This is a genomic window from Campylobacter sp. MG1 (assembly GCF_026616895.1).
Lineage (GTDB): Bacteria > Campylobacterota > Campylobacteria > Campylobacterales > Campylobacteraceae > Campylobacter_E.
The window spans coordinates 50894-74866 of record NZ_JANYME010000003.1 but is presented as its reverse complement, the minus strand read 5'-3'; the positions used below and the strand labels follow the sequence as shown (position 1 = coordinate 74866).

At 26.2% G+C, this 23973-nt stretch carries 25 protein-coding genes, 3 tRNA genes and 1 riboswitch; of the genes, 21 read left to right on the top strand and 7 right to left on the bottom strand.

Features of this window, described 5'->3' with window-relative positions; genetic code table 11:
• Window positions 1–3 precede the first annotated feature (3 nt).
• The gene (mog, locus tag NY022_RS03290) at window positions 4–537 is read left to right on the top strand and encodes a molybdopterin adenylyltransferase (protein ID WP_267523538.1); all 534 of its coding nucleotides are present in this window, start codon (window positions 4–6) and stop codon (window positions 535–537) included.
• Window positions 538–623: 86 nt separating this feature from the next.
• Window positions 624–4508: a hypothetical protein gene (locus NY022_RS03285; RefSeq protein WP_267523537.1), complete on the top strand. Its 3885-nt coding sequence runs from the start codon at window positions 624–626 to the stop codon at window positions 4506–4508.
• Between the two features lie 641 nt (window positions 4509–5149).
• Here NY022_RS03285 and NY022_RS03280 read toward each other — a convergent pair.
• The gene (locus NY022_RS03280; protein ID WP_267523536.1) at window positions 5150–6145 is read right to left on the bottom strand and encodes a bifunctional 3,4-dihydroxy-2-butanone 4-phosphate synthase/GTP cyclohydrolase II; all 996 of its coding nucleotides are present in this window, start codon (window positions 6143–6145) and stop codon (window positions 5150–5152) included.
• Between the two features lie 184 nt (window positions 6146–6329).
• Between NY022_RS03280 and NY022_RS03275 the strand changes: the two genes are divergently transcribed.
• The 3 genes from NY022_RS03275 to NY022_RS03265 all read left to right on the top strand — a co-directional run bounded on the left by NY022_RS03275 (window position 6330) and on the right by NY022_RS03265 (window position 6738).
• A tRNA-Gln gene (locus NY022_RS03275) sits at window positions 6330–6404 on the top strand.
• Between the two features lie 171 nt (window positions 6405–6575).
• Window positions 6576–6650 (top strand) — tRNA-Gln (locus NY022_RS03270).
• A 12-nt stretch (window positions 6651–6662) separates the two neighbouring features.
• Window positions 6663–6738: transfer RNA gene (locus NY022_RS03265), tRNA-Met, on the top strand.
• 644 nt (window positions 6739–7382) lie between these two features.
• On the opposite strand, the gene NY022_RS03260 is transcribed toward NY022_RS03265, so the two are convergent.
• Genes NY022_RS03260 through NY022_RS03250 form a run of 3 tightly spaced genes read right to left on the bottom strand, consistent with a single transcriptional unit; the run spans window position 7383 to window position 9714 of the window.
• Window positions 7383–8267 (bottom strand): tyrosine-type recombinase/integrase, encoded by an 885-nt coding sequence (locus tag NY022_RS03260; RefSeq protein ID WP_267523535.1) that lies wholly within the window; start codon window positions 8265–8267, stop codon window positions 7383–7385.
• Between the two features lie 12 nt (window positions 8268–8279).
• Window positions 8280–9422 carry a hypothetical protein gene (locus NY022_RS03255; RefSeq protein WP_267523534.1) on the bottom strand — a complete coding sequence of 381 codons (1143 nt, stop codon included), beginning with the start codon at window positions 9420–9422 and terminating at the stop codon, window positions 8280–8282.
• Between the two features lies 1 nt (window position 9423).
• The gene (locus NY022_RS03250; RefSeq protein WP_267523533.1) at window positions 9424–9714 is read right to left on the bottom strand and encodes a hypothetical protein; all 291 of its coding nucleotides are present in this window, start codon (window positions 9712–9714) and stop codon (window positions 9424–9426) included.
• 156 nt (window positions 9715–9870) lie between these two features.
• On the opposite strand from NY022_RS03250, the gene NY022_RS03245 reads away from it, so the two are divergent.
• Together NY022_RS03245 and NY022_RS03240 are read left to right on the top strand one after the other, a co-directional pair.
• Window positions 9871–10122: a hypothetical protein gene (locus tag NY022_RS03245; RefSeq protein WP_267523532.1), complete on the top strand. Its 252-nt coding sequence runs from the start codon at window positions 9871–9873 to the stop codon at window positions 10120–10122.
• 102 nt (window positions 10123–10224) lie between these two features.
• Window positions 10225–10908: a restriction endonuclease gene (locus tag NY022_RS03240; protein WP_267523531.1), complete on the top strand. Its 684-nt coding sequence runs from the start codon at window positions 10225–10227 to the stop codon at window positions 10906–10908.
• 554 nt (window positions 10909–11462) lie between these two features.
• Here NY022_RS03240 and NY022_RS03235 read toward each other — a convergent pair.
• Together NY022_RS03235 and NY022_RS03230 are read right to left on the bottom strand one after the other, a co-directional pair.
• A complete protein-coding gene (locus NY022_RS03235; protein WP_267523530.1) occupies window positions 11463–11780 on the bottom strand; it encodes a hypothetical protein in 318 nt (105 codons plus the stop codon).
• Window positions 11781–11789: 9 nt separating this feature from the next.
• Window positions 11790–12140 carry a hypothetical protein gene (locus NY022_RS03230; RefSeq protein ID WP_267523529.1) on the bottom strand — a complete coding sequence of 117 codons (351 nt, stop codon included), beginning with the start codon at window positions 12138–12140 and terminating at the stop codon, window positions 11790–11792.
• A gap of 144 nt (window positions 12141–12284) precedes the next feature.
• Between NY022_RS03230 and NY022_RS03225 the strand changes: the two genes are divergently transcribed.
• Both NY022_RS03225 and NY022_RS03220 read left to right on the top strand, forming a co-directional pair.
• The gene (locus NY022_RS03225; RefSeq protein ID WP_214120445.1) at window positions 12285–12776 is read left to right on the top strand and encodes a flavodoxin domain-containing protein; all 492 of its coding nucleotides are present in this window, start codon (window positions 12285–12287) and stop codon (window positions 12774–12776) included.
• Window positions 12777–12933: 157 nt separating this feature from the next.
• Window positions 12934–13740, top strand: a complete 807-nt coding sequence (locus tag NY022_RS03220; RefSeq protein WP_267523528.1) for a hypothetical protein — start codon at window positions 12934–12936, stop codon at window positions 13738–13740.
• A 26-nt stretch (window positions 13741–13766) separates the two neighbouring features.
• Here the strand turns inward: NY022_RS03220 and NY022_RS03215 are convergent, their stop codons facing one another.
• A complete protein-coding gene (locus tag NY022_RS03215; RefSeq protein WP_267523527.1) occupies window positions 13767–14699 on the bottom strand; it encodes a ribose-phosphate pyrophosphokinase in 933 nt (310 codons plus the stop codon).
• Window positions 14700–14868: 169 nt separating this feature from the next.
• Between NY022_RS03215 and NY022_RS03210 the strand changes: the two genes are divergently transcribed.
• The 12 genes from NY022_RS03210 (at window position 14869) to thiD (ending at window position 23892) form a co-directional block, all read left to right on the top strand.
• Window positions 14869–16530, top strand: a complete 1662-nt coding sequence (locus NY022_RS03210; RefSeq protein WP_267523526.1) for a lactate permease LctP family transporter — start codon at window positions 14869–14871, stop codon at window positions 16528–16530.
• Between the two features lie 19 nt (window positions 16531–16549).
• Window positions 16550–17491: a DMT family transporter gene (locus tag NY022_RS03205; RefSeq protein ID WP_267523525.1), complete on the top strand. Its 942-nt coding sequence runs from the start codon at window positions 16550–16552 to the stop codon at window positions 17489–17491.
• Complete coding sequence (gene kdsA, locus NY022_RS03200; RefSeq protein ID WP_214120573.1) at window positions 17488–18372, top strand: 3-deoxy-8-phosphooctulonate synthase; 885 nt, start codon at window positions 17488–17490, stop codon at window positions 18370–18372. Before NY022_RS03205 ends, kdsA begins: the two co-directional genes overlap by 4 nt.
• A 2-nt stretch (window positions 18373–18374) precedes the next feature.
• A complete protein-coding gene (ribH, locus tag NY022_RS03195; RefSeq protein ID WP_214118534.1) occupies window positions 18375–18845 on the top strand; it encodes a 6,7-dimethyl-8-ribityllumazine synthase in 471 nt (156 codons plus the stop codon).
• Window positions 18835–19221: a transcription antitermination factor NusB gene (nusB, locus tag NY022_RS03190; protein ID WP_214120575.1), complete on the top strand. Its 387-nt coding sequence runs from the start codon at window positions 18835–18837 to the stop codon at window positions 19219–19221. The genes ribH and nusB overlap by 11 nt, the downstream gene beginning before the upstream one ends.
• Before the next feature lie 37 nt (window positions 19222–19258).
• Window positions 19259–19393, top strand: a complete 135-nt coding sequence (locus tag NY022_RS03185) for a glycosyltransferase family 25 protein (protein ID WP_267523524.1) — start codon at window positions 19259–19261, stop codon at window positions 19391–19393.
• On the top strand, window positions 19377–19979 hold the full coding sequence (locus tag NY022_RS03180) for a glycosyltransferase family 25 protein (RefSeq protein ID WP_267523523.1): 603 nt from the start codon (window positions 19377–19379) through the stop codon (window positions 19977–19979). Before NY022_RS03185 ends, NY022_RS03180 begins: the two co-directional genes overlap by 17 nt.
• A gap of 17 nt (window positions 19980–19996) precedes the next feature.
• Window positions 19997–20097, top strand: a riboswitch (TPP riboswitch).
• Window positions 20098–20140: 43 nt separating this feature from the next.
• Complete coding sequence (locus tag NY022_RS03175; protein WP_267523522.1) at window positions 20141–21274, top strand: cytosine permease; 1134 nt, start codon at window positions 20141–20143, stop codon at window positions 21272–21274.
• Window positions 21237–22031, top strand: a complete 795-nt coding sequence (gene thiM / locus NY022_RS03170) for a hydroxyethylthiazole kinase (protein ID WP_267523521.1) — start codon at window positions 21237–21239, stop codon at window positions 22029–22031. Before NY022_RS03175 ends, thiM begins: the two co-directional genes overlap by 38 nt.
• The gene (gene thiE, locus NY022_RS03165) at window positions 22015–22632 is read left to right on the top strand and encodes a thiamine phosphate synthase (protein ID WP_267523520.1); all 618 of its coding nucleotides are present in this window, start codon (window positions 22015–22017) and stop codon (window positions 22630–22632) included. Before thiM ends, thiE begins: the two co-directional genes overlap by 17 nt.
• Window positions 22608–23162: a hypothetical protein gene (locus NY022_RS03160; protein ID WP_267523519.1), complete on the top strand. Its 555-nt coding sequence runs from the start codon at window positions 22608–22610 to the stop codon at window positions 23160–23162. Before thiE ends, NY022_RS03160 begins: the two co-directional genes overlap by 25 nt.
• Entirely contained in the window at window positions 23131–23892 is a 762-nt protein-coding gene (gene thiD, locus NY022_RS03155; RefSeq protein WP_267523518.1) for a bifunctional hydroxymethylpyrimidine kinase/phosphomethylpyrimidine kinase, read from the top strand. The genes NY022_RS03160 and thiD overlap by 32 nt, the downstream gene beginning before the upstream one ends.
• Window positions 23893–23973 lie beyond the last annotated feature (81 nt).

Sequence of the window (23973 nt, the reverse complement as noted above, 5' to 3'; positions counted from 1 at the left end):
AAAATGGATAATATAAAAATAGGGATAATTACAAGTTCAGATAGAGCAAGTGCAGGAGTTTATGAAGATATTAGTGGAGCAGAGATTAGAAAAATTATGCAAGAATATTTATTAAATGAAATTGATTTTAAATACTCATTAATCCCTGATGAAGAAGAGCTGATTACAAATGAGATTATTAAAATGGCTGATGAATTTGAATGCGATTTGGTATTTACCACAGGTGGAACAGGACCAGCTTTAAGAGATGTTACACCAGAAGCAACAAAAAAAGCAATCGAGCGTGAATTACCAGGCTTTGGAGAATTAATGCGTGCAAGCTCACTTAAGATTGTCCCAACAGCAATCCTAAGCCGTCAATTAGCAGGGACAAGGGGTAAAACTCTAATAATCAATCTCCCAGGTAAGCCAAAAGCAATTCGTGAATGTATAGAGCCTATTTTTCCTGCGATACCATATTGCCTAGACTTAATGAATGCAAGTTATATAAATGAGAGCGAAAATGCACCAAAGGTATTTAGACCTAAAAATAAATAGGTTAATCATATTTGCACTAAAGGGCTATATGTATTTAATATAAGTGATTATAATAGCAAATTAAAGATTTTAATAAGGAGAGGGATATGAATAAGAAATTAGTCTTTTCTTTAACATTATTATCAGCGTTTTATCAAATTAATGCTGATGAATTAAGATTAGGAATTAATATTAATGATGGTGCCAGTAATTCTAACGAACACTTGTCTAAATGTTTTACTTTTAGTCCGGCTGATCCAACTTGGGGAAATGATAAATATAGGTATAATTTTGAGGATTGCACTAAGATTAGAAAGATAAATGACCCAGTTAATATTCAATGTGTCCAAGATAGTAGTTTGGATATAGCTACTAATCCATCATTGTTTCATCATACAAGCATTTTAACTAATAAGTCAAAAATTAGGCTTGATTTATTAAAACAATGTGGTGCTAATTATGATTATGCTAAGATATATTCGTTTTGTAAATACAATAAAAATTATTTAGGTAGTGGTGTAAATAATGATAAAAGTTATGGAACTTGCAGTTATTTTGTAGGTGATAAACATGAAAGAGTTATTAAAAATTTACTTGCTAATGCTAGTGATAATTGTAAAAAAGTATTACAAGAAGAATTAAATGATATTAAAGCATATTTAGAAAATAACAAAGTAAGAACAATAACAGAATATAATCTATATCAAAATCGTAAGCTAAACGATGTCGTTAATTTTAGAACAACTAATAAATTTAGTTTTTCTCCACAGCCTGAGTTTCGTATGAAACCAAATCAAGGTGAGCCATATGTAATGCAAGATATTTTTAAAGAATTTAAAAGTGATACAACGGGTAGGATAGAAGTTAGCACTACAGCTTACGCTAATTCTAGATTATTAATATATATGACTGAAAATTTACCAATGGATGGCGATGGTGACTGGAAAATTAAAAATTTCGCTGATTTAGTAGTTGGTAATATAAATGTTAAAGATTATTGTCATGGTATAGGTGAGGGCAATAATAGAGCACATTTGCAAAATTTTACAGAGCAAGATGGAAGTGGTAAATTAGTTGACCAAGCTGGTAATAGGTTGTTGTATTTAGATGAGAGCAATTACAATAACGCTCAAGGTGCTTGCAATATTTATAACTGGTATTATGATGCATACACAAATGGCAAGGTTACTCCTAAAGTTTTAGAATATTTATTGTTAAAAAATTCAAGGATTACTTATATAAATGACGATGAATATTTTAATGGAACAAAATCATTTAAAGAGGGTGGAAATTTAGGCGGACCTACTAAGTGTTATAACTATGATGTAGAAAGTAAAACTTATATGCATTCTAGGATAAATTATTTTGATTATTATAAACAAAGACCTTATTATACAACCGAAGCTGGTACTTCTAGTGTAACAAACAATTTCTCATTCAGTATTCATAAAACTCATGGTGATAGAAAAGGTATTTATGAGCAAGGCAAGGGCAATTTAGTAAGTATAAATGCAAGACCAGCGTTTCCTAGTGAGCAATATTTCACAAATTCTTCAATGAGTGGTGCTGTTAATGTTACATTTTACCCAGATGCAGATGCTTTATTAATCACAGATTCAGTAAATAAAGGTAGTAAAAATTTAGCTACTCAATTAAGAGTAAGTAATCTAAACGATGTGTATTTTCACCTTACAAATCAAGGTGATGTTATCCCTAAAAGAATTTCAAGGGGTAAAGAACATAAATATTACTTAACTAAATTTACATTGAAAAAGAAATTAGTTGCAGAAAATGGTAACAAATTAGATAATACTGATTTTAGCACAATGGTAGAAAATGTAAGATTAGAACTTGTCCCTAAAGAAGGAATTGATGGTTTAGGTTTAAAATTTACTGAAGGTAAATTCCAAGAATTAGTAAAAGTTAGTCAAAAAGAGCTTGATGAAGGTAAGATATTTACATTTATTCTAGAAGTTAATGAGATAGTAGATAATGATGGAGAATATGATAGACCATTATTTCAAAAAGCTAATTTTAACAAAGAAAATGGAAAATGTGTTGGAGTTGCTAAAGCACATGCTGATGACATAGTAGATGGTTGTCAATTAGGACAAGCAGAGATTAGAGTAGGTAATGTTGAAATGCCTAAAGTTACCTTTGGAACAGCTTATAATCCTAAAAATCCTGATAGTATTATAAAGAATGATAGAGTTGTAACAGGCGTACAAACAGTAAATAGTGTTTATACTAGAACAAATAATCAAGACATTTATTTAGGTTTTATAAATCCTACTAATCCTTATGATGAGCAATTTGTTAAGTTTTTTGATAAAGATGGTAATCCATTAAATGCAACCGTTTATAACGAAAATCAAAAATTAAGTGAAAAAAATGATAAATGTGATGGTTATTATTCAACTAGAAAACCTTTAACATTAAAACTAAATGATAAATTACCAGTAGGTCAAAATTATGAATTTAAATTTATAATGGCTGAATATGATGAGATAGGTAAAGAATGCTATCAATTAGGTGAAGGCACAACAAATAAATTTAGTATTAGACCAGAAAGCATAGAATATAAGGTAAATGGTAAAAATACATTTGATAAAAAAGCTGGAAAGGTTGATGATTCATATACTAATAATGATGTTGTATTTACAACTGATAAAAAAGATGATAGATTTGGTGTAGGTATAGCTGAATTAAGGGTTAATGATTCTAAAAACACTATAAAAACACTATATTTAGAGAATGAAAATGCTGAACAATTAAGAACATTAGTTGTTAAAAATACACCTATAGCTAATTTTACAACTGATGGTAATGTAAAAATTAAAACAGTGTTCCCTATGCTAACAGATGCAAAAATAGCATTAGCAGAGAGTAAATTTACTTTATCAGATTTTGTTTTAGGTATTTGTGCGAATGATAACAAAGTTCTTACAAAAGAAGATGGTATTAAAGATGCTAAAAATAATGCTAATAAAATTGATGAAAATGGTAAAATTAATTGTCAAACTCCAGGTAATGAGATAAGTGTAAATTTCACAGCTAATGAGAATTTAAATTATGCTAATGTTGAAAAAGTAGAGAACGAAGTTGGTTTGAAAAGAGATAGTTTAAATATTTTAGCGTTTAGTGATGACAATAACGATCAGCTAATGTTCCCTATTCAATTACAAAATGTAGTAAATAATGGTAGTGAGGATAAATATTTTTATAAAAAATATTCTAATGACAGTGCAAAAGTTACCTATGATTTTAAATATAGCAATATCAATGCTACTGATTTTAATAAGATAAAAGTGAATGTTGAATCAGATTTAACTTTAAGTAATAATGATAAACTTGAGTTTAATGTTACAGGTTTAAATAGTGGCTTTGATAGTAAATTATCACAATTACAACCAGAAAATAAATTAAGTGATTATGATGAAAATTTATTTAGTGCGAAAAATTATGGTAAAGTAATTTTAGGTTTGAGATATCCTAAGACTGTTAATAATAAATTTAATTTATTACCTAAATTTGTTATAACAAAGGATTCAAAAGCTAAAGTAGAAATAGGTTCTCCAGTAACTTATACAAAAGAGAAGTCTTTAGATAAAGATTATGATGTAGCGTTTACTACATTGAAATTTAAAGACATATCTTGCAAAGCAGGTGCTAGTTGCTTTAAAAATACAATTAACACCAATAAAGTTCAATTTGTGTATTTTGACGAGGCTAAAAAAGAAAGAGTTATTAAGACTAAAGATAATCCAGCAGCAGCTTCTAGTGTTGTTTATGATGGTTATTTAAGAGATTTAGCTTCACAAGTTAAATATGTGGCTGATTACGGAACTAAGGTAAATGTTTTAGATTATGATTTTGATACAAAATATAAAACACAATCTTATGTAAAAGACAATATTAAAGTTATCCCAAATGCTGGAAATAGCTATCTAGATTCTAATAATTCATTCACTATTGAAGTAGATATTAGATAATAAAATTATCAAGGCTTTACGCCTTGATAATAAAATTAAATCTTTTAATTTATACTTTTAAATTTGTATTACAAAAACTTATAAATTGATTTTAAACTTATTTTTAATTTATTTTTTAAACCTTATCAAAATTACAAAAATGCAATAATATTATTTTGATTTTATAAAATTATGTTTGTTAAAAAATATATTTTGTGTATTTTTAAATTTGTATATTTTATATTTATGAGTATGTCATTTTATGAATTTTGTATTTTTAAATGATATATTTATGTTTTTTAATTTTACATTTTTAAAAGTTTTTATAACTTTATTGCAAGCTATAAATATAATCAATAATTTTTAAAATCTTATTATATTTGTGTGTAAGTTATACTTATACATTATATTTTATATAGCAAAATCTCAACATAATAATCAAGGATAAACCTTGATTATTAAATATTTTTAATATTACGACCAAATCCGCTAAAAGTATATATTTATATTTTTTAATTTTACATTTTTAAAAGTTTTTATAACTTTATTAAGCATAATCAATTATTTTTTAAAATCTTATTATATTTTTGTGTAAGACATACTTATATAGTATATTTTGTATAGCAAAATCTCAACAAATAATCAAGGATAAACCTTGATTATTAAATATTTTTAATATTAAGCCCAAATCCGCTAAGTGCTGCAAATTGACTAGAAGTTCCTAATAATTCAAAATTATCAACACCTAAATCTTTTAAAATTTGTGCTCCTATGCCGTAGTTTTTATCATCACTTTTTTGACCTTCCATGAATATTAGCATTCCACCATTTTTTCTAAGGATATCAATAGCATTTAGTGTATCTTCTAATTTTTCAGAATTTAATATATTTAAATCCGATGAGCTTTTATAAAACTTAACTAAGTTTTTTTCTTTTTCGCCATTAAATTTGAAAACAGTATGAATATGCCCTAAAAAATCTTTATATGAAATTTTTGTTACATTGTTATGCAGTAGTTGTGTTTTTTCTTCATTTATTTTATTTATTAAACTTTCATTTTTTAGGCGATATTTAATTAAGTCTTCAATAGTAATAAGCTTAATATCATGTTCTTTTCCAAATTTAATCAAATCATCTCTTCTTGCCATTGTGCCATCTTCATTCATAATTTCACAGATTACACAAGCAGGAGTTAATCCAGCTATACGGCACATATCAACTGTTCCTTCGGTATGTCCAGTACGAACTAATACCCCACCATCTTTTGCTATTAGAGGATTGATATGTCCAGGTCTTACAAAATCATTTGCATTTGCATTAGGATTTGCAAATATTTTAATAGTTTCATTCCTTTCACTTGCACTTACCCCTGTAGTAGCATTTTTACTATCTACTGTTATTGTAAAAGCAGTTTCATGATTTGAAGTATTTTTCGGTACCATTAACGGTAATTCAAAATGTTCAGCTATTTTCTTGTCTAAAGCTACACATACAACACCTCTAGCATAACTAAGCGTAAAATTTACCTTATCAGGTGTACTAAAATCTACAGGAAATATTAAATCACCTTCATTTTCTCTATCTTCAGCATCTAACATTATTAACATATTGCCTTTTTTTAATTCTTTAATTCCTTCTTCTATACTTATAAAAGACATTTTTTTCCTTTCTATAATTAAATTAATAACGAAGTTTAAATTAAAATTATTTATAAATGCTTAGTTTTAAAAAATATTATTAAATTTATTTAAATTCACCATTTTTATTATTATTTTTAATAAAAAATATTTATATTATTGACAAAATATTATTTTTATATATAATTTCATCTTTATTTTGCATTGGGGTATCGCCAAGCGGTAAGGCAACAGGTTTTGGTCCTGTCATCCAGAGGTTCGAATCCTCTTACCCCATCCATTTTAAGTACATTAATATTTTAAATAAATATTTTTTGTTTTATTGAACGCACATTTATATGTTTAGTTTTATTGTATGATTTTAAATTTTATTTTGATATTTTAAAATATTTTTTAAAAAATACTTGACAAATATTTATTTTTAATATATAATTTCATCTTTATTTTGCATTGGGGTATCGCCAAGCGGTAAGGCAACAGGTTTTGGTCCTGTCATCCAGAGGTTCGAATCCTCTTACCCCATCCACCCTTTCTTTAACGCGAAATAGAGCAGTGGTTAGCTCGTCGGGCTCATAACCCGAAGGTCGGTGGTTCAAATCCACCTTTCGCAACCATTTCACGGGCGTTTAATCGCTATTTATATAATTAATCTTAATAATAATATCTTATTATTTTTAAATTTTGCAATCATAACATTTTAAAACTTAATTTATTCTTAAAAGTATATAATTATTTTTTTGATAATTGTTATTAGAGCTAACTTAAAAAATGGGTAAAAATGGGGTGTTTTCTTAAAGAAAACTTAAAGAATAAAATAACGATTATATCAGTGTTTAAGGGGGATTTTTTAAAATCTCGCAAAATTGTATAAATAAGACAAGGAGCAAAGCAATGGCGTGGGCTAACGCCCCCGCCCTTGCTTATGCTCTTAATTCTTTTTTAGTTATTTAGCATAGATTTTAAATATACATTTTAAACCACCTAGCGTTAAAAATTTGGCGTTTTAAAGCGTTAAGAGTAGGTTTATATGCTTTTGGCGTTAAAACGATTTTAAAGGGCTATTAAGAAAGGGAATAAATACTTTTTTAAAATAAATAGAGTTTTTAAGATTTTTAATTTTTTATGGGGTTAGGTCAAAGACCTAACTTAAAAAAAATGCTACGCATTTTTTTGCTCCGGCTTTTGTGTGAATACCACAAAAGCCTTTATGGGGGAGTCCCCCATACCCCCCCCTACATACACAAATATATAAAAATTATTAAGAGTTTAAAGGCGTTATTACACTTTCTAAAATGCTGTTTATTACAATTTTTGAAAAGTTTTTATTTCGTGTTAGATAATTGTGTGTTGTGCTTATATTTGAATGACCTAAAGTAAGCATAACGCTTTCCATACTAAGTCCTAAATGATTAATCGCATAAGTGCCGATTAAATGTCTTATGTCGTGTAATCTCATTTTAGGTAAATTATTAAGCTTTAAAAAGTTATTCCAAGCACGGCGTAAATCAATGTATTTATTGCCTGTGTCGGGGTTTGTAAAAATATAATCTTTAGGAGAATTAAACAAGGTATATTTATAATGTTCTTTTAATCTATACTTTAAAAGTGGAGTTAATGAATATTCTAAGCTTTTAGAGATTTTACAATTTTCAGAGCGTATTACATAGCTTTCATTATCAAAATCTACATCCTCCCATTTAATGCTTAAAACTTCGTTTTTTCTCCTACCGTGTAATAAAAATAAAAATATATCTTTATATTTATTATCATTATAAATTATAGATTTTATAATATCTTGTTGTATTTCTGTGCTATGTCTAAAATAGACTTTATTATCAAATCTAGGTAATTTAACTAAATTACAATAATTTTTATTAACTTCTTTCAATCGTTCGCCTAATTCTAAAGCTGTATTTAATATGGATAATATATTTTTTACAGTCTTAGGCTTATAGCCTTGATTTAATAAATTATTTGCAAATGTTTGTAAATAAATAAAATCAATATCATTTAAGTTTTTATTACCGATTTCGGTTTCATTAAAATGTTTTAAATAGGTATGGTAATTACTTAAATATGTAGTAGGCTTTAAAGTATTTGAATACATATCAAAATAAATTATAAACAATTCTTTTAATAACATTAAAAATCCTTTCTATGATACAAAACTATGATAATATATATCATAAACATCTTTATTTAAATTTTTATCATAATCTAATACATAAGTATTATTTTTAATAATGTCTTGTTTATATATCTTATTATTATCACCATAATGATTTATAATTGTTTGTTGTTTAGTATAAGATATAGTTTTTCCTAATAAAGATATATTAATATAAATATCGCCCTTTTTACGATTTAAATTATAATTAATAAAACATTTTTCATTACTAAAAAAAGCAAAAAAACAATCAGATAAGTCTTTATAACCTAAGTTAATAAGATGATGTCTTATTTTACGATAAACAATAATAGGAAAACGATAATTATTACAAGTTTTTAAATGTGAACGAGTAAAACGCCTAATTTTATAATTAATATACCAAGCGTGCAACTTGTTAATTTTATAGTCTTTATTATGTATATTTCTAAATGTTTTAAAAATATACTTAGTAATATAAGCACAAGTGTCGTTAATATTTGTTTGAAAGCCTTGAGTATCGCCTTTTAATATTTGTTCCTTAGATAAACCTTTTTGAGTATGATTTTGGGGAGCAGGACAACATTCTTTAAATATTTTTCTTAAATATTTTATAAGGTTTTCATCATTAGGAACGAACCATAAACAATGTAGATGAGGAACTCCGTTTTTATGTGGCTCTGGAACTTTTATAAAATCGTGACAAATATTTTTATATTTGTTAAGATATCTATCACGCATTTTTTTATGCTGATAATTTAATATATTATAGCAGTCTTTGATATTTAAAGGCTTTTTTAAATCATATTTATATCTTAAATATTTAGGGATTTCATTATTTAATCTAGTTTCGTTAAACTCTTTATAATCACCCTTAAGCATTCTACGATAACAACCATCTAAAGTAATAGTAATAAAGATAGGAATATATGTTAAAATACATTGATTATAAGAACCATATAAATCAATTATATTAAGTAATTCATAAGAGTATTTTATATTAATATTAGCATTATATGATATATCAAAAATGCTTAATTTTTCGTCATTAGAATTATTTTTCAACTTAGCACATTTTTGGAATGTAAAAGTTTTTAAAAGCTTTTTTTGACAATAGATTAAATCATCATCACTAATAGAATATTTATTCAATTTAAAAACCTTTAGGAAACCTTAAAAACTTATGTTTAATAAATAATTCTTTATTTTTTATTTTTTTTGATAAGATATAAATACCACACATAATTTCATTATAAGAATATAAAGAATTTGAAACATTGTTTTCAATAAAAGAGCTTGTAAGCATATTTAAATATAATAATTTAGAATGCAAATCATCATTACTTAAAATGTCATTAAAAAGCGTTTCAACTTCATTAATAGTCTCTTGATTAAATTGAAAATATTCATATTCTTTAATTTTTCGTTTTTTCTTTTTTAACATTTTAAATCCTTATTGGTTATTAATAAAGATTAATTAAATAATAAATATTAGATAAACAGAGACATATATTTCTCATAACCCGAAGGTCGGTGGTTCAAATCCACCTTTCGCAACCAGTAAAAAAGCATTCGTTTTATAAATCTTTAAGGTTAAAATATGACAAATATTGAATTATGTAGTTTTATAGATACATCAATACAAACACTTTACAATTGGAAAAAATACAAACCTAATTTATATCAAATTGTTATGGATTTTAAAAATAATGTAGCTAAAAATACAGTAAATTATAATAAAAAAGATAATGAAGAAATATTTGTTTTAATAGAGCAATTAAGTAAAGAAGAAAGAGAATATTATACAGCAGTCATCAAAGCTGATATTTTAAAGAAAAAATTAAATAAATGAATTTATATTTTATGATACAAAGTTTTTTTAAGTAAAAAAACAAGAAAAAAATATTACTTGAAATCAAATTAAAAATAATAAACAAAAAATTAGGAAATTAAAATGGCAACATTATTTATGATTATATTAATAATATTTTTTGCAATACTAGCAAAATATGCACTTTCAGAAACTAAGATTTTAAAATTACGAGAAAAAGCAGGACAAGTAAAAATTAAAGACGAATTTAAACAAAGACTAAAAGAAGAAACAAATAAAGAAATAATGCTAAATTTAAAAGATAATTTAAGATATGAGATTATAAAAGATTTAGAAAAAGATTACAAAAAGATAATTGAAAAATTAGAACAAGAAAACAAAGAACTCAAAGAAAAATTAAACAAACAAAAAGAAAATTATAAAGAATATTTAAAGAATAAAGAACAAAACATCAAAAAAGGACAAGATTACGAATTTAAAATTAAAACTTTTTATGAAAATTTAGGATACAAAGTATATCCTAATGGTTACATAAATAAAAAGAACGATAAAGGCATTGATTTATTAGCTTATAAAAACAATGAACTACATTTAATACAATGCAAATGCTATAAAAATCCACCTAAACAAGAACTAATAAGAAAATTTATAGGAGATTGTGAAGTGTATATAAAAAATAATCAACATAAATTAAAAAACAAAACAATATATAAAGATTTTGTAACAAGCTGTAAGAACAAAGACTACGGAGTTATAAAATATTTAGAAGAAAATAAAAATATAATTAATTATTTGATAATAGAGTAATCATAATTTATTTAAATTATTATAATCGTCTTTCTTAAAAAATATATGCAATATAAAAATTTTAATTTTGTTATCTTTTATAGTATAAATTGATTTTGGTTTTTTTTGTTCAAATTTTAAAAAGTTTTATAATTGTTAGTAAAATTATTTTGTTTTTTAGTAATGATTTTATATTTTTATCATTAAAAGCTATTGTAAGTATTTTTATAAAATTTAAAATAATTTTGTATTACATTTTTTAAAAATAAGTTTTATTTATTTTTTATTTTTTTTAGCTTTTATATAACAAATATATAATTTTATATTTTTTATTTAAATTTATTTTTTTAGTATTAAATAGTTGAAAAATTTATTATTAAATATATTTATAGTTATAAAGATGATAACTTAAATTGTTTATTATAATATTTATTGTATTTGTTTTGTGAACTAATATTTTTTTATTAATGAAATATAAAATTTTATTTTTTAAAAATATATGATTTATTTTTTATAATTTTGTAAAAAGAATTCAAAATAGGAAAATCCTATTTCAAATTCTAAACACAAAATTATTAATAAACTTCCACATATACCATACCATCATCAGTATATCTTGCACTATAGTCTAACCATATCTCTTTAACTATACTAAAATTTTCAGTTTCTTTTAATATGAGTTTGTTTGTACAATTTATCTTTTTTACTTCTTTATCAATTTTATTAGTCATAAAACTTGAATATGAAATATCATAAGCATCTAATGTTTTTGATTGTTCTAATAAAATTTCAGTTAAAAGCTGTGTTACCTTCTCATCATCACAACTAGGTATAGAACCACAACCTATACAAAATGCACTAACTACAATTAAAGAAAAATATATTTTTTTCACGATATATCCTTATATAATTTGTAAAATTTGTTGATAATTGTATTGTCTAACTTTTTTGCCAATATTTATAATATCAATAATCCACCATATAATTCCTATTGCAAACATACAAGTAATGAATTTGAGTATAAAAATAAGTATGCCTAAACCAATAGAGCCAAGATAAAATCTATCTACATAAAACATAGCACATATAATTCCAGTAGTAGGATTTTTAAGCTTTGCAGCAAGTAGTTTATCTGAAAAGTTTTTTCTTTCAGCATCGCTCATTCTTCCTAACTTTTCTCTTAAATTAATTACAGCCATTCCGTCTTTTGGCAACTTGTCTTGAATACTCATTAAAATACTATTCGTATCCATTTACACTCCTTAATAAAAAATTAAAGCCATATAATACCCCCCCCCCAATCTTAAAAGTAGCTTAAAATAATTTTAAAATATTTAAAACAAAAATTATCTTATTTAGGCTACAATGAAACTACATTTTAATTTTAAGGAGAAGTTATGAAAAAAGTTGGTATTTTTTATGCTACAAAAGGTGGTACTACTAAAGCTTTTGCAGAGCAAATTGCAGCAAAAATTGGTGCTGATGTTATAAATATTAAAGATGTTGAAATAAACGCATTATCAGAATATAAAACTTTAATCTTAATGAGTTCAAGCTATTTTTTTGGTGCTTTGGCTGATGATTGGGGAAGTAAAGTAAAATTATTAAATACTATTGATTTTAGCGATAAAAATGTAGCTATCGTAGGTGTTGGCGGACAAGAAAGACATCCTGATAGTTTTTGCTCTGGTGTAGCTGATTTTTATGATAAATTAGCTTTTAGTGGAGCAAGATTTATAGGCGAAGTTTGCTCAAGTGATTATAACTACACATTCTCAAGATTACAATTTGGAAAAGCTTTAAGAGGACTTTGCCTTGATAAAGCTGATGGGGATAAAAACGAAGCAAGAATTAATGCTTGGGTTGAAAATATTAAAAAATATTTATAATTTTAAGGAAGCCAAGCTTCCTAAATTAGTAATGTTGGCATTTTTTAAACACTTATATTTAATATTTATTTTTAGACTTTGTTATGATAAAAAAGGTAATTTTTTATTATTTTTATTTCAATTAGTTTCAGCGTTTTTTGTTTTTGTAACTTTTATTGTGATAGTTTTATATAGTTTAGAATATATAAGCGATCATACAAAAAATCTTAATGAACTTAAAAAGGCTGAAGGTGTATTGTATGATATAGAAAAGATAGTTTATAAGAAAATATTTAGAAGTAGAACTGATTACATAATATGGCATTATAAAATGATTGATAATAATAAAAATCACAAAACTTTCATAGCAAGAGAAGATAAAAGTTATGCAAAAAATCTCATAGGGCAAAAAGTAGCTATTTACTATGTTCCTAGCATATTTTATCCAGAAATAAGGCAATTAGAATCAAATGGCTTTATTTATGAGCGATACAAAGTAAGAGATAATTATGAAGATTTAAAATATATTTTCCCATTTTTTATATTTTTTGCGAGTATATTTTATATGCTAAATATTAAAGGTAAATACCCTGATGATTATGAATTACCATTACTTAAACATAGCATAAGGCTGAAGACTTTTAATAAATATTTTTTGATTTTATTAATTTGGTTTATTTTTATAATTGCAGCGTTTAAATATAGTGATGAAATTATTATAATGTATTTTTTAATTATTTTAAATCCTATAATTACGCTAGTTTTTGAGCTAAAATTTAATTTAATCAAAATTAATTTTTATGATGATTTTTTAGAATTTGAATATGGATTTTTCTTATTTAAAGTCAAGTATAAGAAAATAAAATATATAGATTATCAAGGAATTTATATTCAAACTAAATATATTAATTTTATTATTAATACAAATAAATTGAGCGAAGATGATTTGGATTATTTAGTTATAAGTTTAAAAAATAATTCCTAATTAATAAAATTAGGAATTTTAAAAATTTAGTTATTAAATAGTCCATTAACACTTTCATTATGATAAACACGGCGAATAACTTCACCAAAAATAGGAGCCACACTTAAAACTGTTATTTTTTTGCATTCTTTTGTAAGCGGTATAGTATCGGTTACTATTAACTCATCTAAAGCACCATTTTCTATTTTTTCATATGCACTTCCACTTAAAACTGGATGGGTGCAACATGCTATAACATTTTTTGCACCTCTATTTTTGAATGCATCAGCAGCCTTAATAATAGTTCCTGCAGTATCAATCATATCATCAACTATAATTACATCTTTTCCATCAACATCACCTATGATATTCATAACTTCACTTTCATTAGCTTTTTCACGGCGTTTATCAACTATAACTAAATCTAAATTTAATGCCTTAGCAACACTTCTAGCACGAACAATTCCACCTGTATCAGGACTAGCAACTACAGCATTACTTAAATCTCTTTGTTTTAAATGTTCGTTAAAAATAATACTTCCGTATAAGTTATCAACAGGGATATTAAAAAATCCTTGAATTTGACCAGCGTGTAAATCAATAGTAGCTACACGGCTAATTCCTGCAGTTTGCATTAAATCAGCTACTAATTTTGCACTAATTGGAACTCTAGGAGCTGCTTTTCTATCTTGTCTAGCATATCCAAAATAAGGAATTACAGCAGTGATTGAATTAGCTGAACTTCTTTTTAATGCGTCAGTTAATATTAATAATTCCATTAAATTATCATTTGCTGGTGCGCAAGTGCTTTGGATAATAAATACATCTTTACCACGCACACTTTCTCCAATTTGAACACTAATTTCTCCATCACTAAAACGCTTAACTCCAGCATCACTTAAATTACAATCAAGCCTTTGGGCAACCTTTTGAGCAAAGTTAATATTTGCTGAACCTGAAAAAACGGTATAACCTCTCATAACAAAACCTTTCTTAATTAAAGTTCTAAATCTTAATTATACACAAGAAATCTTATATAACAATTTGTTACAATAAGTTACAAATATAACATTTTATTACACATATTGTATTAAGTGTTATTTTTTTTGTATTAATCTAAAAAACTCAAATTATTATGAAAGGAAAATTATGGAATTTACACCTAATTTTAACCCACTTGGCAACATTTGGTTAAGTGCATTAGTAGCGTTTTTACCTATACTTTGCTTTTTTCTTTGCCTAGTGGTTTTTAAGACAAAAGGTTATGTGGCAGGTTTTTTAACCGTTGTTACAGCCATTCTCGTTGCAGTTTTTGCTTATAAAATGCCGTTAAATGCTGCATTTGCTAGTATTATAGTAGGTTTTACTACTGGTATTTGGCCTATTGCTTGGATTATAATAGCAGCTATTTTTCTTTATAAGCTTTCAATTAAATCAGGTCAATTTGAAGTAATTAAACAAAGTATTATGACAATTACGCCTGATCATCGTATTCAAGTAATCATCATTGGATTTTGTTTTGGAGCATTCTTAGAAGGTGCTATTGGATTTGGTGGCCCTGTTGCAATTACTGCTGCTTTACTCGTTGGTTTAGGTCTTAGACCACTACAAGCAGCTGGATATTGTATGATAGCAAACACAGCTCCTGTTGCATTTGGTGCTATTGGTATTCCAATTATTGCTATGGCACAAGCTGTTGGGGTAGAACAACATGAAGTTGCTGCTATGGTTGGTAGAATTTTACCTCCGTTTAGTTTTTGTATTCCATTTTTTATAGTATTTTTGATGGATGGTATAAAAGGTATTAAAGAAACTTTCCCTATTGTATTTGTTGCATCTATTTCTTTTGCTATAGCACAATTTTTATCAGCAAACTTCTTAGGTGCTGAATTACCTGATATTATTTCAGCTATTGTTTCTTTGGTAGCTACTGCTGTTGCTGCAAAAACATTTAAGATTAAAAATATTGTAAGATTTGATGATAAAAAAGATTTTAGTGATGTAAAAACTTTAGGCATTGGAGAAATTATTTATGCTTGGTCACCTTTCTTATTATTAATCGTTTTTGTTGTTGTTTGGACTCAACCTTGGTTTAAATCATTATTTGGAACTGACGCAGCTTTAGCATTTACAAATCTTAAATTATCATTTGCTAGTTTAGGTGATTTAGCAGTTATTAAACCATCACTTGTAGAAGGAGGAAAAGCAGGAACTCAACCATTAGGATTAGGAATTTCTTTAATTAATACTCCAGGAACAGCTATTTTATTTGCTGCGATTGCAAGTATATATATTTTAAAAGTAAAAGCTAGTGATGCTAAAGTATGCTTTAATGATACTTTAAGAGAAATGGCGTTTCCTATTTTAACTATTGGTTTAGTTGTTGGTTTTGCAAAAATTACTGATTACAGTGGAGCTAGTGGAACATTAGGAATTGCATTATCACAAACTGGTGGAGCATTTACATTCTTCTCTCCTATTATAGGTTGGATTGGAGTGTTCTTAACAGGTTCTGATACAAGTGCAAACCTTTTATTTGGTTCTTTACAACAAGTTACAGCTCATCAATTAGGATTTCATGACACATTATTCTTAGCTGCAAATAGTGCAGGTGGTGTTGTTGGTAAAATGATATCTCCACAAAGTATTGCAGTTGCTTGTGCTGCTGTTGGCCTTGTAGGACGCGAGAGTGAATTATTTAAATATACAATTAAATATTCAATAGCTATGATTATTATAATTGGAATTTGGGTAAGTGTAATTGCATATTTTATGCCTGGAATTATACCACCTAGTATTCCTGTTAAGTAATTTATAGTAGCATTCCTAAATGGATAAATTAAGATACTTAATTAGGAAAAATTTAGGAATTTATTTTATGGTTATTGCTAGTTTTGCATTTGCACTCATGGGGTGCTGTGCAAAACTACTTTCTGATGAGCTTCCTAGTGTAGAGGTAATGTTTTTTAGAAATTTTATAAGTTTGATTTTTATATCTTATTTGATTTATAAAATTCCTTATAAAAAACATGGTGGTAAATTTTTATTACTTGCTTTTAGGGGATTTGCAGGTACTATATCCCTATATGCATTTTTTTATAATGTATCTAATATATCTCTTGGTGGAGCATTTGCATTTCAAAAAACAAATCCATTATTTGTAACATTAATAGCATTTTTATTTTTGCATGAAAAAATAAGTTTAAAAGGTATTTTTTGCTTAATTTTAGCATTTACTGGAGTTTTATTAATAGTTCAACCATTTGCACCAGAACATTTACATACTGGTTTTGATTTAAAAAATTCATTACTAGGTATAGCAAGTGGATTTTGTGCAGCACTAGCACTTACTAGTGCTAGAGAATTGGGTAAATTTTACAATGTTGAAATAATAGCGCTTAGTTTTTTTGCAATGGGAGTAATTTTACCAACTTTATCAATGTTTTGCGCTAATTTTTTAAGTGCTGAAAATTTAAATAAATATGATTATCTTTTTTCACATTTTGTAGTGCCTAGTGGATTTTTTACTTGGTTTTTAATAATAGCTATAGGAGCTTTATCGTGTTTTTATCAAATGCAAGTTACAAAGGCTTATAAAGCAACGAAAAAAGCTGGAGTTGTAGCAGGTGTAAGTTATCTTGATGTTGTTTTTACGCTTTTTTTAGGATTGTTTTTGGGTGATGATTTACCAAGTTTTGTAGTTTTAACAGGTATAATCTGCGTTTTAATAGGTGGTATAGGAATAAGTTTAAGTAAGGATAATAAAAAATGAGAAAAATTATATTATTTGCAGGACCTTGCGTTATAGAAAGTCCTGAAATTGTTACAGAAGTTGCAAAAAGATTGGAAAAAATTGCAAAACATCCACAAATTGATTTTTATTTTAAATCAAGTTTTGATAAAGCAAATCGCACAAGTTTAGATAGTTTTAGAGGACCTGGACTTGAAAAAGGTTTGCAGATTTTAGCTGATATAAAATCTAAATTTGGATATAAAATAATTACAGATATTCACGAGAGTTATCAAGCTGAAATTGCAGCTCAAGTTGTTGATACTCTTCAAATTCCAGCTTTTTTATGCAGACAAACTGATTTATTAGTTGCAGCCGCTAAGACTAAAGCTATTATAAATATTAAAAAAGGTCAATTTTTAAATCCAAGTGATATGAAATATAGCGTAGCAAAAGTAGCACAGACTAGAGGGTATGATTATAAAACTAATGATGAAAGTTTTTTTGCTTGCTCTGATATTGGAGAATTATCATTTAAAGATTTAAAAGATGAAGATTTTTCAAAAGCTCATCAAATGGCAAGAGAAGCCGGTGTTTTAGCGGTTGAGCGTGGAACTAGTCTTGGATATGGGAATTTAGTTGTTGATATGAGATCTCTTAAAATTATGAGAAATTTCGCACCTGTTATATTTGATGCTACACATAGCGTTCAAATGCCTGGAGCAGCAGGTGGTAAGAGTGGTGGAGATAGTTCTTTTGTATTGCCTTTAGCAAGAGCTGCTGCTGGAGTTGGTGTTGATGGATTTTTCTTTGAAACACATTTTAATCCGTGTGAAGCTTTATGCGATGGACCTAATATGGTAGCTACTAGCAAATTAGAAGAGAAAATTAATTTATTATTGAAAATATTAAATAAGGAATAAGTATGAATATTATTGAAGGACAATTAAAATTAAATGGTAATGAGAAATTTGCCATAATAAACGCTAGATTTAATAGTTTTATAACTGATAAATTAGTTGAAGGTGCTAAAGATGCTTTTGTTCGTTTTGGTGGAAATGAAAAGAATTTAGATTTAATTTTAGTTCCTGGTGCTTTTGAATTACCTTATGCTTTAAAACAAGCAGTGAAGAAAAATTATGATGGAATAGTGGTTTTAGGTGCTGTTATTCGTGGAGATACCCCACATTTTGATTATGTATCAGCAGAATGCACTAAGGGTGTTGCAGCTATAACTTTAGCAAATGATACTCCAATTAGTTTTGGTGTTCTTACAACAAACACTACAGAGCAAGCTATGGATAGAGCAGGAATTAAAAGTGGCAATAAAGGTTATGAAGCTATGGTAACTACTATTGAAATGCTAAATTTACAAAGAGTTCAAAATGGCAACTAGACATCAAGCTAGAAAAACGGTTGTAAGTTTATTGTATTCATTTGATTATGTTCAAAATAGTGAGCATGTAAATGATTATTTAGAAGAGCATAAAATAAGAAATGCTATTCGTGAATGGGCTTTAGAATTATTTAACGGCGTTCAAGCAAATCTATTAAAAATAGATGAGTGTTTAAAAGGTATTTTAGAAAGCAATGAAGTTAGTAATTTAGGTGGTATGGAAAAAGCTATTTTAAGACTTGGTGTTTATGAATTGCTTTTTACAAAAACAGATAAAGCTGTTGTTATAAATGAAGCTATTGAACTAGCTAAAGAATATGCAAGTGATAATGCACCTAAGCTTATTAATGGTGTATTAGATAAAGTTAGAAATTAGTCAAGTTAAACTTGACTAAAATTTGTTAAGGATTTTTATGAATATTTATGTTATAAATTTAAAAACTTCCGTAGATAGATTTGAAAAAATGAATAAAGAGATAGAAAAATTACCACAAAATATGAAAGATAAATTCATATTTTTTAATGCCATTGATGGTCGGGGGGGGTAATAACGAGTTTGTAAAATTTAAAAAATACTACGAAAACTCTTTATTTACTTATATTTTAGGTAGAGCATTAACTGATTGTGAAAGAGCATGCTTTGCATCACATTTTTTGTTATGGCAAAAATGTATAGAAGAAAATGAGCCTATTATTGTATTAGAAGATGATTTAAAATTCAGTGATGAATTTAATGAAAATACATTAAATTTAATTTTAAATTCAAAATATGATTATGTAAGATTATATAAATTATTTGATAAAAAAATATATAAAATTAATAATAATTTTTATAAAACATATAAAAAATTAAGTGGAGCCCAAGCATATTTATTAAAACCTAATGCTGCTAAGAAATTTATAAAATATGCTAGATATTGGGTTTATCCTGTAGATGATTATATGGATACTTTCGGTTTACACGGTGTTTTAACTATACTTTATCAGCCATTATTAGTGAGTGAAAATTATAGCGAAAGTACGATTTTACATAAGGATTATAATGTTCTTGTAGTTAAAAAAATCACAAGAGAAATTTTTAAATCTTTAATTTTTATCCGTACTTTATTTTTTAGATTATTTTATAAATATTAATCTTTTAAATTTAAAATCACAATTTTTAGGGGAGCGAAAGCTGAGAGTAGGCGTAATAGTCTTGACCCTTTGAACCTGTTTGGGTAATGCCAGCGTAGGGAGATGCAAAATTTTCTAATCCTTTCTTAGCATTCCCATAAATTGATTTTATGGAGAGTTGTATGGGTAATTTTTTCTTGTGGCTTGGAGCTAGTATTTCGCTAGCTGAAATTGAAGCCGGTAGTTTATTTTCAGGTCTTATTTTAAGTGATTCTTTATTTGCTATATTTTTTGGACATTTTTTAGGTGGAATTTTATTTTTTGCTATGATGTATATTAGCACTAAACTAAAATGCAATGCTATGGGTAGTCTTAAATATTTTTACTCACAAAATGGCAAAATATTCTTTTCATTTTGCAATTTTCTAGCTTTAATTTGCTGGAGTGCAGTTATGATTATGAGTGCAGCAATACTACTAAATGGACTATATCCAAATACAAATTTTAACTTAGTAGCAATTTTATTATCATCACTTTTAATAATATGGCTATTCTTAAAACAAAATTTATTAATGTTAATAAATAATTTTATAGTTTGCATACTTTTTTTGATAGTAATTTATATTTTTTATAACTTAATTAATCTTAATTTAAACCAAATAGAAGTTAATAAAATAAACTTGATAAATGCTATTGAACTAAGTATTGCTATGCCAATTTCTTGGCTTGCATTAGTTGGTGATTATACAAAATATTTTAAAAATCCAATAAAAGATAGTTTAGTAGCTTCAGTCGCGTATTTTCTAGGAAGTTCACTTATGTATATAATTGGATATTTAACTATGAAATACTATAACGACCTTTCTAGTTTTTTAATCACTTTAAAATTATCAATGTTAATAATATTTTTGATTATTTTTTCAACAATAACAACAACATATTTAGACATTTTTTCAGCTAATGAAAGTATTAAAAATATAAATAATAAATTTGGTAATAAAATTACAATTTTATTAATAATATTTATTGCTTTATTAATAGCTATTTTTATACCTTTTTCTTTATATGAAAATTTTTTATATACATTAAGTTCAGTATTTTTACCTATGGCATCGGTTATGGTATGTGTATATTGTTTTAAACTAAAAAATTCAGCTAAATTAAATTTTTTAATTTGGTTTATTGGATTTTTAATTTATCAAATACTGATTTATTTTGATTTTTTAGCATCAATTTTAACTTTTTTAATCATTTTAATTTTAACCTTAGGAGGAGAATATGTATCAAAACATTATGCAAAAAACAAGAAATCATAAAACTTTAGTAGAAAGTATTACAAATTATGTAACGATAAATGACTCAGCTAACGCTATTTTAGCTGTTGGTGGCTCACCTATTATGGGAGATTTTTATGAAGAAGTTGGCGAAATTGTTACAATTAGTAATGCGGTTTTGCTAAATATCGGGCAGTTAAACGACAATCTAATAAAAGCCCATAAAAACGCAGCCTTAAAGGCAAATGAATTAAATATTCCTATTGTTTTTGACCCCGTTGCAGCAGGAGTTAGTAATGCAAGAAATAATTTATGTAAATATTTAATACAAAATATAAAGTTTTGTGTAATTAAAGGCAATGCAAGCGAGATAAATTATCTAGTAAATAAGACATTAAATACAAGTGGCTGTGATAGTAGTGATGAAATAAATCAAAATGATTTAGAAAAATACATTGATTTTGCTAAAAAACATAAAACTATTTTGGTAATCACAGGTAAAAATGATTTTATCATCAATGAAACAAATGTTTTTATGCTAAGCAATGGTTCGGCAATGCAGACAAAAATCACAGGTGCAGGTTGTATGCTAGGCAATATCTTAGCCGTTTTTGTAGGGGCAAATGATGATAAATTAAATGCCGTAATCACAGGCATAAGTGCATTTAACATAAGTGCTGAAATAGCCGAAACTAAAGCAAATGGCACTATGTCGTTTAAAATGCACTTAATTGATGAGTTAAGCAAAATTGATGGAATTACCATAAAAGAAAGGATAAAAATTGAAAAACTTAGATGAAATTTTAAGATTTTATGCAATTAGTGATGATATATACACTAAAGAAGATGAATTATTAGATATTTGTGAGATTTTATTTGCAAATCATGTAACTTGCTTTCAAGTAAGAAATAAAGCGAATAATTATAGCCTTAATACACTTTTAAAATTAAAAAATCTTTGTGAAATAAAAAAAGTAGCTTTAATAATAAACGATGATTTAGACCTTGCAATTAAGCTAAATGCTGATGGTATTCATCTAGGACAAAGCGATATAAACAAAAATCTAAAAATACCAAAAAATATGTTTTTAGGAATAAGTGCAAGTAATTATGAAGAAGCGTTAAAAGGCTTAAAATTAGGAGCGAATTATCTAGGCATTGGAGCAATTTATGAGAGCAATACTAAAAAAGATGCAAAAATGCTAAGCAAAAATGACCTAATAAAAATAGTGCAAGAAATAAACATGCCTAAAGTTGCAATAGGAGGATTAAATTATCAAAATATAGACAATTTAAAAGAATTTAAAATAAAAAATATAGCTTGTATAAGTGCGATTTATGAAAATCAAAATTATAAAGCAAATTGCGAAAAATTATGGAAAAAGATTTCTCTTTTATAATTGACCTTGATGGCGTAATCATTGATAGCGTTGGCTTTTGGCAAGAATTAGCTAATGGATATAATTTAGATGATTTAAGTTTTTATGATGGGCTTAAAAAAATTGATGAATTAAACAAAACTAAATTAAGTAAAAAAATCATTAAAACTTGCATTGATTTTTATAGCAAAGAAGCTAATTTATGTATAGGTGTAAATGAGTTTTTAGCAAAATTTAGAGCTTATAAAAAGTGTATTTATACAGCTAGTCCATTTGCAAAACTTGTTTTAAAAAGATTTGATATTTTAGATGAATTTGTTTTCATTCAAGATGAAAGAAAATATTTAAAAACTACTCAAATAGCTTTAAAAACTTGTATGAATAAGCTAAATACTAATAAATTTATTTTAATTGATGATAGCTTTAAAATAATTGATTTAGCTAATAAAAACGACATTTTTAGCGTTGGAATCAATTGCGAAAATGCAACAATAAATATTAAAAACATAGGAGAATTAAATGAAAAAGATATTAAGTATAGCTGGAAGTGACCCATCTGGTGGGGCTGGGTTGCAAGCTGATATAAAGACAATTCAAGCTCATAAAATGTATGCAATGAGTGTAATTACAGCTCTAACTGCTCAAAATACTAGCGGAGTTTTTGGCGTTTTAAGGGTTGATGCAGATTTTATAAAAGCTCAAATAAAAGCTTGTTTTGATGAATGTGAAATAGATTTTATAAAAATCGGAATGCTTTATGATGAAGAAATTATAAATTGTGTTAAAAATACTCTAAATGGATATAGTAAAATCGTATTAGATCCAGTAATGGTATCTACAAGTGGTGCAAGATTGCTTGATGAAAGGGCGATTAATGCTATAAAAGATTTTGCAAAAAATGTTTATTTGATTACTCCAAATTTATATGAAGCTGAAGTTTTATTGGGCGAAAAAATCACAAATGAAAAAGATGCAATAAATGCAGCAAAAAGTCTAGAAAAAACTCTAAATTGTAAGGTTTTGTTAAAAGGTGGACACTTAAAAGCAAGTGATTTTTTAAGCGAAAATGGTGAAATTACGATTTTTAAAGGCGAAAAAATAAAAAATATTGTAACTCACGGCACGGGTTGCACTCTAAGCTCTGCAATTGCTTGTAATTTAGCTTTAAACGAAGATATTAAAACAGCTTGTAAAAATGCAAAAGATTATGTAAGTAATGCTTTAAAAAATAGTTTTAGTTTTAATTCTAGCGTTAAATTATTAAATCATAATTTTATTTAAATTTAATTATTATTTATAATTAGGGATTATTTTTTAAAATAAGTAATCCTTAATAAAAGATATAGATATTTTTTAAAAATA

Coding starts and splice junctions, on each gene's coding strand:
- NY022_RS03245 (WP_267523532.1), top strand. CDS start 9,871: ATGACAAATATTGAATTATGTAGTTTTATAGATACATCAATACAAACA.
- NY022_RS03160 (WP_267523519.1), top strand. CDS start 22,608: ATGGAAAAAGATTTCTCTTTTATAATTGACCTTGATGGCGTAATCATT.
- NY022_RS03240 (WP_267523531.1), top strand. CDS start 10,225: ATGGCAACATTATTTATGATTATATTAATAATATTTTTTGCAATACTA.
- NY022_RS03205 (WP_267523525.1), top strand. CDS start 16,550: ATGGATAAATTAAGATACTTAATTAGGAAAAATTTAGGAATTTATTTT.
- thiD (WP_267523518.1), top strand. CDS start 23,131: ATGAAAAAGATATTAAGTATAGCTGGAAGTGACCCATCTGGTGGGGCT.
- thiM (WP_267523521.1), top strand. CDS start 21,237: ATGTATCAAAACATTATGCAAAAAACAAGAAATCATAAAACTTTAGTA.
- NY022_RS03180 (WP_267523523.1), top strand. CDS start 19,377: ATGGTCGGGGGGGGTAATAACGAGTTTGTAAAATTTAAAAAATACTAC.
- NY022_RS03185 (WP_267523524.1), top strand. CDS start 19,259: ATGAATATTTATGTTATAAATTTAAAAACTTCCGTAGATAGATTTGAA.
- NY022_RS03285 (WP_267523537.1), top strand. CDS start 624: ATGAATAAGAAATTAGTCTTTTCTTTAACATTATTATCAGCGTTTTAT.
- NY022_RS03225 (WP_214120445.1), top strand. CDS start 12,285: ATGAAAAAAGTTGGTATTTTTTATGCTACAAAAGGTGGTACTACTAAA.
- NY022_RS03230 (WP_267523529.1), bottom strand. CDS start 12,140: ATGGATACGAATAGTATTTTAATGAGTATTCAAGACAAGTTGCCAAAA.
- NY022_RS03175 (WP_267523522.1), top strand. CDS start 20,141: ATGGGTAATTTTTTCTTGTGGCTTGGAGCTAGTATTTCGCTAGCTGAA.
- kdsA (WP_214120573.1), top strand. CDS start 17,488: ATGAGAAAAATTATATTATTTGCAGGACCTTGCGTTATAGAAAGTCCT.
- NY022_RS03250 (WP_267523533.1), bottom strand. CDS start 9,714: ATGTTAAAAAAGAAAAAACGAAAAATTAAAGAATATGAATATTTTCAA.
- ribH (WP_214118534.1), top strand. CDS start 18,375: ATGAATATTATTGAAGGACAATTAAAATTAAATGGTAATGAGAAATTT.
- NY022_RS03280 (WP_267523536.1), bottom strand. CDS start 6,145: ATGTCTTTTATAAGTATAGAAGAAGGAATTAAAGAATTAAAAAAAGGC.
- NY022_RS03260 (WP_267523535.1), bottom strand. CDS start 8,267: ATGTTATTAAAAGAATTGTTTATAATTTATTTTGATATGTATTCAAAT.
- nusB (WP_214120575.1), top strand. CDS start 18,835: ATGGCAACTAGACATCAAGCTAGAAAAACGGTTGTAAGTTTATTGTAT.
- mog (WP_267523538.1), top strand. CDS start 4: ATGGATAATATAAAAATAGGGATAATTACAAGTTCAGATAGAGCAAGT.
- NY022_RS03210 (WP_267523526.1), top strand. CDS start 14,869: ATGGAATTTACACCTAATTTTAACCCACTTGGCAACATTTGGTTAAGT.
- NY022_RS03215 (WP_267523527.1), bottom strand. CDS start 14,699: ATGAGAGGTTATACCGTTTTTTCAGGTTCAGCAAATATTAACTTTGCT.